Source organism: Streptomyces yongxingensis, assembly GCF_055597465.1.
This window is the reverse complement of sequence record NZ_CM145717.1, coordinates 5130279-5145033: the sequence shown is the minus strand read 5'-3', so window position 1 is coordinate 5145033 and position 14755 is coordinate 5130279. Positions and strand designations below refer to the sequence as shown.

11 protein-coding genes are annotated in these 14755 nt (G+C 72.1%); 3 read left to right on the top strand and 8 right to left on the bottom strand.

Annotated features, from left to right (window positions below; translation table 11 throughout):
- The first annotated feature begins 3 nt into the window (after positions 1–3).
- Genes nuoL through nuoN form a run of 3 tightly spaced genes read left to right on the top strand, consistent with a single transcriptional unit; the run spans position 4 to position 5261 of the window.
- Entirely contained in the window at positions 4–1944 is a 1941-nt protein-coding gene (nuoL, locus tag ACZ6TD_RS21895; RefSeq protein ID WP_471356524.1) for an NADH-quinone oxidoreductase subunit L, read from the top strand.
- 3 nt (positions 1945–1947) lie between these two features.
- Complete coding sequence (locus ACZ6TD_RS21890) at positions 1948–3612, top strand: NADH-quinone oxidoreductase subunit M (protein WP_471356522.1); 1665 nt, start codon at positions 1948–1950, stop codon at positions 3610–3612.
- Positions 3609–5261 carry an NADH-quinone oxidoreductase subunit NuoN gene (gene nuoN, locus ACZ6TD_RS21885; protein WP_471356520.1) on the top strand — a complete coding sequence of 551 codons (1653 nt, stop codon included), beginning with the start codon at positions 3609–3611 and terminating at the stop codon, positions 5259–5261. The genes ACZ6TD_RS21890 and nuoN overlap by 4 nt, the downstream gene beginning before the upstream one ends.
- A 363-nt stretch (positions 5262–5624) precedes the next feature.
- On the opposite strand, the gene ACZ6TD_RS21880 is transcribed toward nuoN, so the two are convergent.
- The 8 genes from ACZ6TD_RS21880 to fahA form a co-directional block, all read right to left on the bottom strand.
- Positions 5625–8450: a fumarate reductase/succinate dehydrogenase flavoprotein subunit gene (locus tag ACZ6TD_RS21880; RefSeq protein WP_471356518.1), complete on the bottom strand. Its 2826-nt coding sequence runs from the start codon at positions 8448–8450 to the stop codon at positions 5625–5627.
- A 13-nt stretch (positions 8451–8463) separates the two neighbouring features.
- A complete protein-coding gene (locus ACZ6TD_RS21875) occupies positions 8464–9255 on the bottom strand; it encodes an ABC transporter ATP-binding protein (protein ID WP_471356516.1) in 792 nt (263 codons plus the stop codon).
- Positions 9252–10151: an ABC transporter permease gene (locus ACZ6TD_RS21870; RefSeq protein WP_471356514.1), complete on the bottom strand. Its 900-nt coding sequence runs from the start codon at positions 10149–10151 to the stop codon at positions 9252–9254. Before ACZ6TD_RS21870 ends, ACZ6TD_RS21875 begins: the two co-directional genes overlap by 4 nt.
- Entirely contained in the window at positions 10148–11506 is a 1359-nt protein-coding gene (locus ACZ6TD_RS21865) for an ABC transporter substrate-binding protein (RefSeq protein ID WP_471356512.1), read from the bottom strand. Before ACZ6TD_RS21865 ends, ACZ6TD_RS21870 begins: the two co-directional genes overlap by 4 nt.
- A gap of 11 nt (positions 11507–11517) precedes the next feature.
- On the bottom strand, positions 11518–11745 hold the full coding sequence (locus ACZ6TD_RS21860) for a 4Fe-4S dicluster domain-containing protein (protein WP_471356510.1): 228 nt from the start codon (positions 11743–11745) through the stop codon (positions 11518–11520).
- Positions 11746–11793: 48 nt separating this feature from the next.
- Positions 11794–12564, bottom strand: a complete 771-nt coding sequence (locus ACZ6TD_RS21855) for a GntR family transcriptional regulator (RefSeq protein ID WP_471356508.1) — start codon at positions 12562–12564, stop codon at positions 11794–11796.
- Between the two features lie 227 nt (positions 12565–12791).
- Positions 12792–13289 (bottom strand): hypothetical protein, encoded by a 498-nt coding sequence (locus ACZ6TD_RS21850; protein WP_471356506.1) that lies wholly within the window; start codon positions 13287–13289, stop codon positions 12792–12794.
- 60 nt (positions 13290–13349) lie between these two features.
- Positions 13350–14600 carry a fumarylacetoacetase gene (gene fahA / locus ACZ6TD_RS21845; RefSeq protein WP_471356503.1) on the bottom strand — a complete coding sequence of 417 codons (1251 nt, stop codon included), beginning with the start codon at positions 14598–14600 and terminating at the stop codon, positions 13350–13352.
- Between the last annotated feature and the right edge of the window lie 155 nt (positions 14601–14755).

Genomic DNA, 14755 nt, shown 5'->3' with positions numbered 1-14755 from the left:
CACGTGGAGAACCTCATCGGATTGCTCGTCGCCGTCCCGCTGCTCGGCGCGGCCCTGCTGCTGTGCGGAGGGCGGCGGCTGGACGGCAAGGGCCACTACATCGGCACGGTGCTCGCCGCCGCCTCCTTCGTCATCGGCGCGGTGCTCTTCGCGGACATGCTCGGCCGCGGCGAGCACGACCGGGCCATGCACAGCAAGGTCTTCAGCTGGATCCCGGTGGGCGGCTTCCGCGCGGACGTCGCCTTCCAGCTCGACCAGTTGTCCATGACCTTCGTCCTGCTGATCACCGGTGTGGGCACGCTGATCCACATCTACTCGATCGGCTATATGGAGCACGACGAGCGCCGCCGCCGCTTTTTCGGCTATCTCAACCTCTTCCTCGCGGCGATGCTGCTGCTCGTCCTCGCCGACAACTACCTGCTGCTGTACGTCGGCTGGGAGGGCGTCGGCCTCGCCTCGTACCTGCTCATCGGCTTCTGGCAGCACAAGCCCAGCGCGGCCACGGCGGCGAAGAAGGCGTTCATCGTCAACCGCGTCGGCGACGTGGGCCTGTCGATCGCGATCATGCTGATGTTCACGACGTTCGGGACCTTCACCTTCGCCCCGGTGCTGACGAACGCGGACCACGCGAGCGAGGGCAAGCTCACCGCGATCGGGCTGATGCTGCTCCTCGCCGCCTGCGGCAAGTCGGCCCAGGTGCCGCTGCAGTCCTGGCTCGGGGACGCGATGGAGGGCCCGACTCCGGTCTCGGCCCTGATCCACGCGGCGACCATGGTGACCGCGGGCGTGTATCTGATCACCCGCTCCGGCGCGATCTTCAACGCCGCGCCGGACGCCCAGGCCGCGGTGGTCACGGTCGGCGCGGTCACGCTCCTCTTCGGTGCGATCGTCGGTTGCGCCAAGGACGACATCAAGAAGGCGCTTGCCGGGTCCACCATGTCGCAGATCGGTTACATGATCCTGGCCGCCGGGCTCGGCCCGATCGGCTATGTCTTCGCGATCATGCACCTGGTGACCCACGGCTTCTTCAAGGCGGGGCTCTTCCTCGGGGCCGGGTCGGTCATGCACGCCATGAACGACGAGGTCGACATGCGCAAGTACGGCGGCCTGCGGAAGTACATGCCGGTCACCTTCGTCACCTTCGGGCTCGGCTATCTCGCGATCATCGGCTTCCCCGGACTGTCCGGCTTCTGGTCCAAGGACAAGATCATCGAGGCGGCGTTCGCCAAGGGCGGCACCGAGGGCTGGATCCTCGGCGGCGCGGCCCTGCTGGGCGCGGCCATCACCGCGTACTACATGACGCGGGTGATGCTGCTGACCTTCTTCGGCGAGAAGCGCTGGGGCACCACGCCCTCGCCCGAGGAGCCCAGTGCCGAGCCCGCCGCCGAGTCGGCCGGGGCGCACGCCGAACCGCATCCGCACGAGTCGCCCTCGTCCATGACCATCCCCATGATCGTCCTGGCCGTGGGATCGGTCTTCGCGGGCGGGCTGTTCAGCGTCAACGACGCGTTCCTGAAGTGGCTGGAGCCGGTCACCGGCCACAGCCACGGCGACTCCCCGCTCAGCGCCGCGGCGGTCACCGCCGGGACGATGGTGGTGCTGGCGATCGGTGTCGCCCTCGCCTGGGCGCAGTACGGGCGCCGGCCGGTGCCGCGCACCGCCCCCCGCGGATCGCTGCTCACCCGGGCCGCCCGGCGCGATCTGCTCCAGGACGACTTCAACCACGTCGCGCTCGTCAAACCCGGCCAGTATCTGACCCGCGGTCTGGTCTATGTCGACCACAAGCTGGTCGACGGGGTGGTCAACGGCACCGCGGCCTCCGTCGGCGGGCTCTCCGGCCGGCTGCGAAAGCTGCAGAACGGCTATGCCCGTACGTACGCGGTCTCGATGTTCGGCGGTACGGCGGTACTCATCGCCGCGACCCTGCTGATGAGGGCGGTCTGAGTCATGTCATTTCCCCTGCTGACAGCCACGGCCGCGGTGCCCGCGCTCGGCGCGGTGGCCACCGCCGCCGTGCCCGCCGCCCAGCGCGCCGCCGCCAAGTGGGTGGCGCTGGGCTTCTCCCTGGTCACCCTCGCCCTCGCGGCGGTCGTGCTGGTCCGTTTCGACCCCGGCGGCGCCCGCTTCCAGCTCACCGAATCCCACGCCTGGATCAAGGACTTCGGCGTCCGCTACGAACTGGGCGTGGACGGGATCGCGGTCGCGCTGATCGCGCTCACCGCCGTGCTCATCCCCTTCATCATCCTGGCGGGCTGGCATGACGCCGATCCGCTGGAAGGCGCCCGCCCCAACCGCCGCTGGCGGCCCACCCAGGGCTTCTTCGCGCTGATCCTGATGGTCGAGGCGATGGTGGTGATCTCCTTCGAGGCCACCGACGTCTTCCTCTTCTACATCTTCTTCGAGGCCATGCTGATCCCGATGTACTTCCTCATCGGGGGCTTCGGGGACCGGGCCGGGGGCCGCTCCGAGGAGGAGACGGCCACTCAGCGCTCGTACGCCGCGGTGAAGTTCCTGCTCTACAACCTGGCGGGCGGGCTGATCATGCTCGCCGCGGTGGTCGGTCTGTACGCGGTCACCGCCGATCAGCTCGGCACCGGGACCTTCTCGCTCCAGGAGATCGTTCAGGCGCGCGCGGGCGGCCACCTGGACATGGCGGCCGGCACCGAGCGGCTGCTCTTCCTCGGCTTCTTCTTCGCCTTCGCGGTGAAGGCGCCGCTGTGGCCGCTGCACACCTGGCTGCCCAACGCGATGGGGGAGTCCACCGCCCCGGTCGCCGTGCTGATCACCGCGGTGGTCGACAAGGTCGGCACCTTCGCGATGCTCCGCTTCTGCCTCCAGCTCTTCCCGGAGGCCAGCAAGTGGGCCACCCCGGCGATCATGATCCTGGCGCTCATCAGCATCATCTACGGGGCGCTGCTGGCGATCGGCCAGCGGGACATCAAGCGGCTGATCGCCTACGCCTCGATCTCCCACTTCGGCTTCATCATCCTGGGCATCTTCGCGATGACCACCCAGGGCCAGGGCGGCGCCACCCTCTACATGGTCAACCACGGCATCTCCACGGCCGCGCTGATGCTGGTGGCCGGGTTCCTGATCACCCGGCGCGGTTCGCGGCTCATCGCCGACTACGGCGGGGTGCAGAAGGTGGCCCCGGTGCTGGCCGGCACCTTCCTGATCGGCGGGCTCGCCACCCTCTCGCTGCCCGGTCTCGCGCCGTTCATCAGCGAATTCCTGGTCCTGGTGGGCACGTTCAGCCGCTACCCGGCGCTCGGTGTGATCGCGACCGTCGGAATAGTGCTGGCGGCGCTCTACGTCCTGATCCTCTACCAGCGCACCATGACCGGTCCGGTGAAGGCCGAGGTGCGGTCCATGCCCGATCTGCGGGTGCGTGAGCTGGTCGTCGTGGCCCCGCTCATCGCGCTGCTGATCTTCCTCGGGGTCTATCCGAAGCCGCTGGCCGACATCGTCAACCCGGCGGTCGACCACACGATGTCCGTGGTGGACAAGAAGGATCCCAAGCCCGATCACCCCGTCACCGACGCGGGCTGGTTCAGCTACAGCCCGAAGGCCGACGGTGCTTCCCACGACGGTGCTTCCGGAGGTGCCAAGTGACCCACGCGGCCACTGTCCACAGCCTGTGGACAACAGCGGCGGCGGCGCCCGACAAGATCCCGTCGCCCCATATCGAGTACGGGCAGCTGTCGCCCACGCTGATCGTGCTCGGCGCCGCGATCGTCGGCGTCCTGATCGAGGCGTTCCTCCCGCGCCGCCAGCGGTATGTGGCGCAGTTGTTCGTCTCCGTGGTCGCCCTGGCCGCGGCCTTCGCCGCCGTGATCGGCCTCGCCGCCGGTGACTACGGCACCAGCAAGGCCCATGTCGCGGCCATGGGCGCGATCGCGGTGGACGGACCGGCGCTCTTCCTGCAGGGAACCATTCTCCTGGTGGCGCTGGTGGCGGTGTTCACCTTCGCCGAGCGGCGGCTGGACTCGGTGGCGCACGGCAACCGCGTGGACTCCTTCGCGGCGCAGGCCGCCGCCGTGCCCGGTGGCGAGGCCGAAAAGGCCGCGGTCAAGGCGGGGTTCACCACCACCGAGGTCTTTCCGCTGGTCCTCTTCGCGGTCGGCGGCATGCTGGTCTTCCCGTCCGCCAACGATCTGCTGACGCTCTTCGTGGCGCTGGAGGTCTTCTCCCTGCCGCTGTACATCCTGTGCGCGCTGGCCCGGCGCCATCGCGCGCTGTCGCAGGAGGCCGCGGTCAAGTACTTCCTGCTGGGCGCCTTCTCCTCGGCCTTCCTGCTCTTCGGCATCGCCCTGCTGTACGGCTACGCGGGCACGGTCGCCTACTCCGGGATCGCGGACGTCGTCGACGGCCAGGTCAGGAACGTCACCCCGGCGCTCGCCGGGACCATGGGCAATGACGCGCTGTTGCTGATCGGCGGGGCGATGGTGCTGATGGGGCTGCTGTTCAAGATCGGCGCCGTGCCGTTCCACATGTGGACCCCGGACGTCTACCAGGGCGCCCCGACCCCGGTGACCGGCTTCATGGCGGCGGCCACCAAGGTCGCGGCCTTCGGCGCGCTGCTGCGGCTGCTGTACGTCGTGCTGCCGGGGCTGCGCTGGGACTGGCGGCCGGTGATGTGGGGCGTCGCCATCGTCACGATGCTGGGCGGCGCGATCGTGGCCGTCACCCAGACCGATGTGAAGCGGCTGCTGGCGTACTCCTCGATCGCCCACGCCGGGTTCATCCTGGCCGGTGTCATCGCCACCACGCCCGACGGCATCTCCTCCGTCCTCTTCTACCTCGCCGCGTACTCCTTCGTGACCCTCGGCGCCTTCGCGGTGGTCACCCTGGTGCGGGACGCGGGCGGCGAGGCCACCCACCTGTCCAAGTGGGCCGGTCTCGGCCGCCGTTCGCCCCTGGTGGCCGCCGTCTTCGCGGTCTTCCTGCTGGCCTTCGCCGGTATCCCGCTGACCAGCGGCTTCGCCGGGAAGTTCGCCGTCTTCAAGGCGGCGGCCGACGGTGGGGCGGGTGCGCTGGTGGTGATCGGTGTGATCTCCTCGGCGGTCGCCGCGTTCTTCTACATCCGGGTGATCGTGCTGATGTTCTTCAGCGAGCCGCGCACGGACGGCCCGTCCGTCGCGGTGCCGAGCCCGCTGACCTCGTCGGCCATCGCGATCGGCGTAGCGGTCACGCTCGTTCTGGGCGTCGCCCCGCAGTACTTCCTGGACCTCGCGAGCCAGGCGGGCGTCTTCGTCCGCTAGCGGTCACCCCAATCCAGGGGGCTCCGCCCCCCTGGACCCCGGCCGGGTCCGGGCACCGAGACGGTGCCCGCGCCCGGCCGGAGCTGTTCCCCACCCCGCCCCTTCCCGAACCAAGGGGCTGCGCCCCCCCTGGACCCCGACCTGGCGGGGATGGCGTGACGGTGCCCGGGGTCAGGGTGCGTGTGATCCCGGTGCGGGAGGCGCAATTCCAGCCCCTCCAGGGGGCACCTCCCAGCGGTAGCTGGGGGAGTTTGAGGAGCGGGGTCCGGGGCGGAGCCCCGGCGGGGGTCAGGGGGCGCAGCCCCCTGGTTCGGGAAGGGGCGGGGCGGGGGCAAGCCCGCCGCAGGCGCCGGTGCGCCGACCCTAGGCCGTCGCCGTCGCCTTGGCCGCGTAGGCACGGACATCCGCGTCCGGATCGGAGCGGACCGAGGACAGGGCCTCCCGGGCCCCCGGCTCCCGCTCCGCCAGCGGCAGCAGCGCCAACACCGCCGCCTTACGGACGTCAGCGTGCGCGTCGCCCAGCGCACGGGCCAGCGCCGGGACGCCGAGCCCCGGCTCGGCGGCGGACAGCGCCGTCGCCGCCCCCTTCCGCACCTGCCAGGCGGTATCGCCCAGCGCCGCCACCGCCTCGGCGTCCAGCGGCGCCGGGCACCCGGCCGAGGCCAGGGCCTCCAGGGCGGCGGCCCGGACAAGGACGTCCGGGTCCCGCAGCAGCGGCGTGAGCAGCCGTCGGGCGTCCGCCGCCCGGCCGCCGGGCGCCAGGGTCCCCAGCGCCCCCGCCGTCGCCACCCTCACCTCGCGCGACGCGTCCGCCGCTCCCGGCTCCAGCGCGGTGAGCGCGTCCACCGACACCAGCCCCCGCACGGCCTGGATACGGACCCCGATCGCGGCGTCCGCCAGCGCCCGCGCGAACAGTTCCGCGTCGCCGAGGCCCAGCGCGCGCAGGACGTCCAGCGCCGCCGCCCGCACTACCGGATCGGCCACGGCCAGCCCGTGGACCAGGGATTCGCGCAGAGCGGGCTCCGGGGGCAGCACCTCGACCAGCTCGCGCAGCGAGGCCGCGGCACCGGCGCGTACGCCGGCGTCCGCGTCGGCCAGGGCCGCCGCGAGGGCCGGGCCGGTGCCCGGCGGCGCGGTCTCGGTCAGGGCGGCGACGGCGGCCCGGCGCACCGCGGGGTCGGGGTCGGACAGATAGGGCCGGAGCGCGGAGAGTTCGGGCTGCTCCTCGGCGAGGGCGAGCAGTTCGAGGATGCGCGGTGAGGCGGCGGTGAGGGCCGCACGGGCGGCCGAGACGCCCATGACCTCCTTACGGCCTTCACCCTCCTTACGGTCCGCATCCTCCCTATGGCCTTCATCCGCCTTACGGTCCGCATCCGCCTTACGGCTCTCATCCGTCCGTCCCACCCCCGGCCGCGGCGCGCTCTCGCGCGGCCCCGCCGTGGCCACCTGCTCCGGCCGCACCTCGCCGAGCGGGCGGGACGGCCCGCCCGCAGGCGCGTACTCCGCCACCGGGACGAGATACGGGGCGACGGGACGCGCGGTGAACTCCATCGTCCCCGACGCCGACTTGCGCAAGTCCAGATGGTGCAGCCAGCCCTCGTCGTCGCGCAGCGGATGGTCGGTGCGCTCGTGGTAGAGCCCCCACCGGCTCTCCGTCCTGGCCAGCGAGGAGCGCGCGGCCATCTCCGCGCAGTCGCGGATGAAGCTCACCTCGGCGCAGCGCATCAGCTCATGGGGGGTGTGGGCGCCCATCGCGGCGATGTCCCCACGCATCCGCTCGAACGCCTCGATGGCGAGCGACAGCCGGGCACCGCTCTTGGGCGGGGCCACATAGTCGTTGACCAGGCGCCGGAGCTTGTACTCGACCTGCGGCTGCGGCGGCCCCCCGGGCTTCCGCAGCGGGGCGTAGATCAGCTCATGCGCCTCGGCGAGCTGATCCGGGGGCAGTTCGCCCCGGTACGCCGACTGGCGGGAGGCGTCCTCGCCCGCCAGATCGCCGAAGACAAAGGCGCCGATCATGTAGTTGTGCGGTACGCAGGCCAGGTCACCGGCCGCGTACAGCCCGGGGACGGTGGTCCGGGCGTGGGCGTCGACCCGCACCCCCGAGGCCGAGTGGCCGCCGCACAGCCCGATCTCGGAGATGTGCATCTCCACGTCATGGGTGCGGTAGTCATGGCCGCGCCCCGCGTGGAAGGTGGCACGGGTGGGGCGTTCGGTGGAGTGCAGGATGGACTCCAGCGCGGCCACCGACTCCTCCGGCAGATGGCTGAGCTTGAGGTAGACCGGGCCACGCTCGCTCGCCACCTCCGCCGCGAACTCCGCCATCATCTGCCCCGACCAGTAGTCGGAGTCGACGAACCGCTCACCGTGCCGGTTGACCTGGTAGCCGCCGAAGGGATTGGCGACATAGGCGCAGGCCGGGCCGTTGTAGTCCTTGATCAGCGGATTGATCTGGAAGCATTCGATCCCGGTCAGCTCGGCACCCGCGTGATACGCCATGGCGTAGCCGTCGCCCGCGTTGGTGGGGTTCTCGTACGTCCCGTAGAGATAGCCGCTCGCGGGCAGGCCGAGCCGCCCGCAGGCGCCGGTGGCCAGGATCACCGCCCCGGCGCGCACGGTGACGAACTGGCCGGTGCGGGTGTGGAATCCGGCGGCGCCGACGGCCCGGCCGCCCGCGGTGAGCACCCGGACCGGCATCACCCGGTTCTCGACGCGGATCCGCTCGCGCATCTCGCGCCGCCGCAACTGCCGGTACAGGACCTTCTTGACGTCCTTGCCCTCGGGCATCGGCAGGACGTACGAGCCGGAGCGGTGCACCTGGCGGACCGCGTACTGGCCGTGCTCGTCCTTCTCGAACTTCACGCCATACCGCTCCAGCCGCTGGACCATGGCGAAGCCGCGGGTGGCGGTCTGGCGCACGGTGGACTGGTCGACGATGCCGTCGTTGGCGCGGGTGATCTCGGCCACGTAGTCATCGGGTTCGGCCCGGCCGGGGATGACGGCGTTGTTGACGCCGTCCATGCCCATGGCGAGCGCCCCCGAGTGGCGGACGTGCGCCTTTTCGAGGAGGAGGACGGAGGAGCCGTGCTCGGCGGCGGTGAGCGCCGCCATGGTGCCGGCCGTGCCGCCGCCGATGACGAGGACGTCGCAGGTCAGCTGCTCGGCCGCGGTGAGGGCGGGGATCTCCATGGGATGGGGCCTTTCACATGCCGAGGGATTCGAGGACCTGACGGCGCAGCGCGACGGTCGCGGCGGCGTCATGGGCGGCGCGCTCGCGCGGATGCGGGATGTCCAGCACCCGGCCGCCGCCCTCCGCGCCGCCCAGCAGCGCCACCCGGTCGCCGAGGAACAGCGCCTCGTCCACGTCGTGGGTGACGAAGACGACGGTGGCGCGGGTGCCCCGGAGCACCTCGACCAGCAGCCGCTGCATCCCGGCCCGGGTCTGTGCGTCGAGCGCGCCGAACGGCTCGTCCATGAGGACGGCGCGTGGCTCGCCGACGAGCGCCCGGGCGAGCTGGGCCCGCTGCCGCTGGCCGCCGGAGACCCGGTGCGGAAGCCGCCCGCTGTGCTCGGCGAGCCCGACCCGCTCCAGCCACGCCTCGGCCCGGCCGCGGCGCTCGGCGCGCGGTACGCCCCGTATGGCGAGCGGGAGTTCGACGTTGGCGCGGAGGGTGCGCCAGGGCAGGAGCGCGTCCTCCTGGAAGATCAGCGCCCGGTCGGCGTGCGGCCGGGTGATCGGGATGCCGTCCTGGGTGACCCGCCCGCCGAGGGCCGGGAGCAGTCCGGCGAGCGTGCGCAGCAGGGTGGATTTGCCGCATCCGGACGGGCCGACGACCGTAAGGATGTCACCGGGCGCGACCTCCAGGTCGAGACCGCCGAGGACGGGTGCGCCGGGGCGGCCGAGAGCGGCGTCCTCCAGGCGCAGCCGCACGCCCGGCGGGGCGGCTTCGGCGGCCGGCGCGGCCGGGGTGGCGGTGACGTCGGATGTGCTCACGGGGTGGCTGCCTCCTTGCGCGCGGGCGCCGGCCGGGCCGTGGTCTCCGTACGGGGCAGCCATCGGGTCAGCCGCCGTCCGGCCAGCTCGACCGCCGTGGAGGTGAGCCAGCCGAGCACGCCGATCGTGGTCATGCCGACGAAGACGCCCGGGTAGTCGACGATCGTGTAGTCCTGCCAGGTGCGGTAGCCGACGCCGTAGGCGCCGGAGATCATCTCGGCGGAGATCACACAGATCCATGAGACGCCGATGCCGACGGAGAGACCGCCGAGGATCCCGGGCAGTGCCCCGGGCAGGACGACGGACAGCAGGACGCGTCCGCGCCCGCCGCCCATGGTCAGCACCGCCTCCTCCCAGACGGGGGCCAGCGCGCGGACCGCGTGCCGGGTGCTGACCATGACCGGGAAGAAGGCGGCGGTGAAGGTGATGAAGACGATCCCCTGCTCATTGCTGGGGAACATCAGGATCGCCACCGGCACCAGCGCGATGGCCGGGATCGGGCGGCACACCTCGAGGACGGGGCCGAGCAGATCGGAGACGAGCGGGGAGCGGGCGATGGCGGTGCCGACCGCCACGCCCAGGACGGCGGCGAGCGCGAATCCGGTGAGGATGCGGCTGAGGGAGTCGGTCAGGTCCTGCCAGTAGGCGCCGGTGCCGAGGCGGTCGGCGAACTCCCGGACCACATCGGTGGCGGAGGGGAACTGTGCGAAGCGCAGCCACAGATTGACGTCGAGGACGGTGAGCGACTGCCACAGGCCGAGCGCGGCCAGCAGCGAACCGGCGCGCAGGGTGTACCGGACCCGGGGGCGGCGCCGAAGCGGCGGGGGCGCGGCGGCCCGGGCTCCGGGGGCCTCCGGGGCCGGGCGGGGCCGTACGGACGAGGTGGGCGCGCTCATCGGGCCGCCGCCAGGGCCGCCGGGTAGCTGAGGGTGCGGGCGCCGGGGTGGCCGGCGATCCAGGTGCGGGCGTTGTCCGGGGTGACGAAGGCCCGCAGATCGCGGCCGCTGCGGACCCAGATCGCCCGGTCCGCGAACCATCGGGTGCCGGTGGCCGCGTCGGGCACGTAGGCGGCCCGGACGCGGTCGCGGTGGCTTCCGGCGAAGCGCAGCAGCTCGGTGGGGGTGGCGAAGGTGCGGAGCCGGTCCTCGCCCTTGAGCCAGAGCTGGTTCGGGGAGGCGGGCGGGGTGGCGCGCAGCGCCTTGGCGTAGGCGTCCGTGCTTCCGTACGCCCGTTTGAGATAGCGGTCGTCGACAAAGGACGACACGTCGACCGGGCCGACCAGTTTGGCGTCACGCAGCACCGGGACGTCCTTCTTGAGCGCGGCGGTCAGCCGCGGCTTGAGGGTCGGGTCGAAGGTCGCGATGCCCCCGGTGCCGTTGTAGAGATAGACCACTTCGGGCGGCAGCCCGGTGGCGGTGGCGACCTTACGGGCGGCGTCGAGCGGATGGGCGCGCAGATAGCGGGTGGCGTCGATCTGGGCGGCGAGGAACGCCTGGACGACGTCCGGGCGCTCGTCGGCGAACGCCTTGCGCGTGGTGACCCCGTGGAAGGTGGGGAGGTTCAGCCGGGCGCCGTCGTACAGCGCCTTGGCCTTGCCCTGGAAGGCGAGCAGCCCCGGCCAGGCCACGAACTGCGAGAGGGCGTCCGCGCTGCCCGCCTCGAGGGCCGAGGCGCCCACGGCGGGCTGCTGGTTGAGCTTGTGGATGCCGCCCTCGGGGTCGATACCGGCCCGTTGCAGGGCGCGCACGAGCGTGCCGTCCGCGGCGGAGCCGACACTGGTGGAGACGTTCTTGCCGCGCAGCCCGGACAGGGCGCGCAGCGTGGAACCGGGCGCGGTGAGGACCGTATTGAGGCCGCCGCGCAGGTTGTAGCCGGTGACGGAGACGAGGCGGGTCGGCGCGTTCAGCTGGGTACCGCGCCCGGAGTTGATCAGGAGCGGGAAGTCGCCCATCGATCCGATGTCGACCTTACCGGCGACCATCTGGGCGGTGATGGGCGCTCCGGTGGCGTAGTCCTCCCACTTCACCTTGTACGTACGGCCGTCGCGGCGGCCCAGGGCGCGCAGCTCGCGTTCGAAGGCGCCGAGCGAGCGCAGCAGGGTGCCCGCGGTCACGGTGTTGATGGTCTTGGACTGGTAGCCGACGGTGACGGTCACGGTCTTGCCGTCCGCGCCCGCGGCGCCGCCGCAGCCGGTGAGGGACAGCAGCAGGGCGCCGGCGGCGAGGGCCGACGGGAGGGTCGTGCGCTGCATCGAGGGGCCTTTCACCTCAGGAGATAGGGCATGTCGACCGTGACCGCGCCGGTGGGACAGCGGGCGGCGCACGGGCCGCAGTACCAGCACTCGTCGACGTGCATGTACGCCTTACCGCTGTCGGGGTGGATCGCGAGGGAGTCGAGGGGGCACATGTCCACGCACAGGGTGCAGCCGTCGATGCACTTGGACTCGTCGATCGTCACCGGCACGTCGGCACGCTGGGGCGCCAGAGGCATGGCTGTCTCCAGGGAAGGGCGTGAAGGGGCAGAGGGTGTTGGTGGGTCTCAGGCGGTGCGGCGCAACTGGCCGCTCATGGTGATCCGGTCGCCGCGGAACCGGATGAACTCCAGGTCCACCGGGCGTCCGTCGCGCAGATGGGTGAGCCGCTCCAGCATCAGGACCGCCGCGCCGCGCGGGGCCTGCAGGACGGCGGCCGAGTGGGCGTCGGCGTTGACGGCCTCGAGGGTGATCTCGGCGGTGCCCAGGGGCTGTCCGGTGATCTTCTCGATCAGCCGGAAGACATCGGTGTTCTCCAGGTCGGCGCCGATGAGGTCGGCGCCGATGTCCATGGGGAGGTAGGTGAGGTCGAGGGAGAGCGGGAGTCCGCCGAGCCGGCGCAGCCGCTCGACGTAGAGGACATCGGAACGGGCGGGGACGCCCAGCCGGTCCGCGACGCAGGCGGGCGCGGGGACGGGGCCGACGGTGCGCACCTCATTGGTGACCCGGCCGTGCTCGTGAAGGGTCTCGGCCAGGCCCATCAGCCGGTCCAGGCCGTGCGGGTACTTCTCCGCGACGACGACCGTGCCCACCCCGGGCTGCCGCTCCACCAGGCGCTCGGAGCGCAGCAGGTCGAGCGCCTGGCGCACGGTGTTGCGGGAGGCGCCGTAGTCCTGGCCGAGCGCGTCCTCCAGGGGGAGCACGCCCCCGGGGAAGCCGCCGGTGAGGACCTGGTGGCGGAGCAGATCGGCGAGTTGCCGTGCCCGGTCGGCACGGAGCCGCCGGCGGCGCGCGGCGGCGACCGGCGGGGCGTGCTCGCGGGGGCGTTCGGCTGGCATCGGCCGGCTCCGGGGGTGTGCTGGTAGGCGGGGTCGTATCGGGACCATACCGACGGGGCCGGGACGATGGTGTTGCCGAAGTATTGCGCCACCTGACGGTGGCTTTCTCACCGCTTCTGCCTGCGGTTTCGTGTCCGCGGCGGCAAGATCTGCCACTGTGCGCGGCGGGCCCCCGGCGCGTCGGCACGCCAGGGGCCCGGGGCGCCGGAGGGGTCCGGCGCCGTGGTTCAGCCGGTCGGGAGGCCGGTCGGCAGATCGGTCGGGAGGCCGGAGGGCAGCGACGTCGGAAGGCCCGAGGGGAGGTCGCTGGGCGAGGTCGTCTTGATGAACGTGTCGTTCTTGGCGAGCGCGTCCCAGTCGACCGTGAGGGTCTTGCCGTCCGTGCTCGCGGTGACCTTGCCCGCGCTGCGGTCGGTGTTGCCGTCGGCGCACTTGAGCATGAGCATCTTCCCGCCCATGTCGGCGTACTCGCCGTTGCAGATGTGCTTGCCGGCCATCAGGACGGCCTTCTTGCCGCTGATGGACAGGATGACGGCCCCGTCACCGTCCTTCGCCACATAGGTGCCGGAGACCTTCGTGTCCGCGCCCCCCTCCGCCGGGGCGCTCGACGCGGAGGAGGGGTCGTTGGAGGTGTCCTTCTTGTCGTCGCCACCGTCACTGCCGCATGCGGTCAGCAGCAGGGCGGCCGCCGCCACCGTGCCGGCGATGCTCACTGCCTTCTTCACGTGCTTCTCCTCGGTCGTCCGGGATCCTCAGGGCAGGAGCACGACAAATTAGCAGCCGCGTCAGGGCGTGGCCGGGACGACCTGGCCGGTCACCTCGCCCAGGCCGATACGGGTCCCCTGCGGGCCCGGCGCCCAGGCCGTGACGGTCACCTCGTCGCCGTCCTCCAGGAAGGTGCGGGCGCCGTCGGGGAGCCGCAGGGGGTCGCGGCCGCCCCAGGTGAGTTCGAGGAGACAGCCGAGCTCGTCCGGGCGCGGACCGCTGACCGTGCCGGAGGCGAAGAGGTCGCCGGTGCGCAGCGAGGCGCCGTTCACCGTCAGGTGGGCGAGCTGCTGGGCCGCGGTCCAGTACATGGCGGAGAAGGGCGGGCGGGAGATCGTGTGGCCGTTGAGGGCGACCTCCAGGCGCAGATCGAGCCCGCCGGGCTCGGCGGCGCTGTCGTCCAGGTAGGGGAGGGGCGGGACGTCGCGGGCGGGCGGGCTGGTACGGGCCGCGGTGAGGGCGTCCAGCGGGGTGACCCAGGCGGCGAGCGAGGTGGCGAAGGACTTGCCGAGGAAGGGGCCGAGCGGGCGGTACTCCCATGCCTGGATGTCGCGCGCGGACCAGTCGTTGAGCAGACAGACGCCGAAGACGTGGTCGTGGAACCCGGAGAGCGGCACCGGTGTATTCACAGTGGAAGGGGCGCCGACGACGAAGGCCACCTCCGCTTCGAAGTCGAGGCGCAGGGAGGGGCCGAAGACCGGAGTGGGGGAGGAAGCGTGTGGTGCGGAGGTATCGGCCGGGGGCAGATGCTGGCCCTGCGGGCGGACGATGGGCGTGCCCGAGACGAGGATGGTGCCGGCCCGGCCGTGGTAGCCGATCGGCATGTGCTTCCAGTTGGGGGTGAGCGCCTCGCCGTCGGGGCGGAAGATCCTGCCCGTGTTGGTGGCGTGGTGCTCGCTCGCATAGAAGTCGGCGTAGTCGGCCACCTCGAAGGGGAGGTGGAGCGCCACGGTGGGGAGGGGATGCATCAGGGGCTCGATGGTCGAGCGGTGTGCCGGGTCGGTGAGCCAGTCGAGCACCTCGGCGCGCACGGCCTGCCAGACCGGGCGGCCCGCGGCCATCAGCGGGTTGAGGGTGTCGGCGCCCAGCGGCTCGGCGTGCGGAGAGGCGGTGGCGGCCGCGGCGGCGCCCACATCGAGCACATGGTTTCCGTAGCGCACCCCGATTTTCCGCAGATGAGGAGCGTGTGGCGCGGTGAAGACGCCATAGGGGAGGTTGTGCGGGCCGAAGGGGTCGCCTTCTGGCAGGTCCAGCGGGGATCGCTGCGGCATCGGGGCTGCCTCGCCTTCTCCTTGTCACTGTGGGACGCAGCACACCCTAAGGCGCGGCGAGTGCGGGGAAGTCCGACGAGGAGGCGGCGGTGCTGATCGCCGAGCACGCGGATCGGCTCGACGGGGAGGGCCGGTTCGGCGGACCGTCCGGCGGT

Bases quoted from the DNA above. Each gene is read 5' to 3' on its own strand.
- ACZ6TD_RS21890 (WP_471356522.1), top strand. From the start codon at position 1,948: ATGTCATTTCCCCTGCTGACAGCCACGGCCGCGGTGCCCGCGCTCGGC.
- ACZ6TD_RS21880 (WP_471356518.1), bottom strand. From the start codon at position 8,450: ATGGAGATCCCCGCCCTCACCGCGGCCGAGCAGCTGACCTGCGACGTC.
- ACZ6TD_RS21870 (WP_471356514.1), bottom strand. From the start codon at position 10,151: ATGAGCGCGCCCACCTCGTCCGTACGGCCCCGCCCGGCCCCGGAGGCC.
- ACZ6TD_RS21865 (WP_471356512.1), bottom strand. From the start codon at position 11,506: ATGCAGCGCACGACCCTCCCGTCGGCCCTCGCCGCCGGCGCCCTGCTG.
- ACZ6TD_RS21860 (WP_471356510.1), bottom strand. From the start codon at position 11,745: ATGCCTCTGGCGCCCCAGCGTGCCGACGTGCCGGTGACGATCGACGAG.
- ACZ6TD_RS21855 (WP_471356508.1), bottom strand. From the start codon at position 12,564: ATGCCAGCCGAACGCCCCCGCGAGCACGCCCCGCCGGTCGCCGCCGCG.
- fahA (WP_471356503.1), bottom strand. From the start codon at position 14,600: ATGCCGCAGCGATCCCCGCTGGACCTGCCAGAAGGCGACCCCTTCGGC.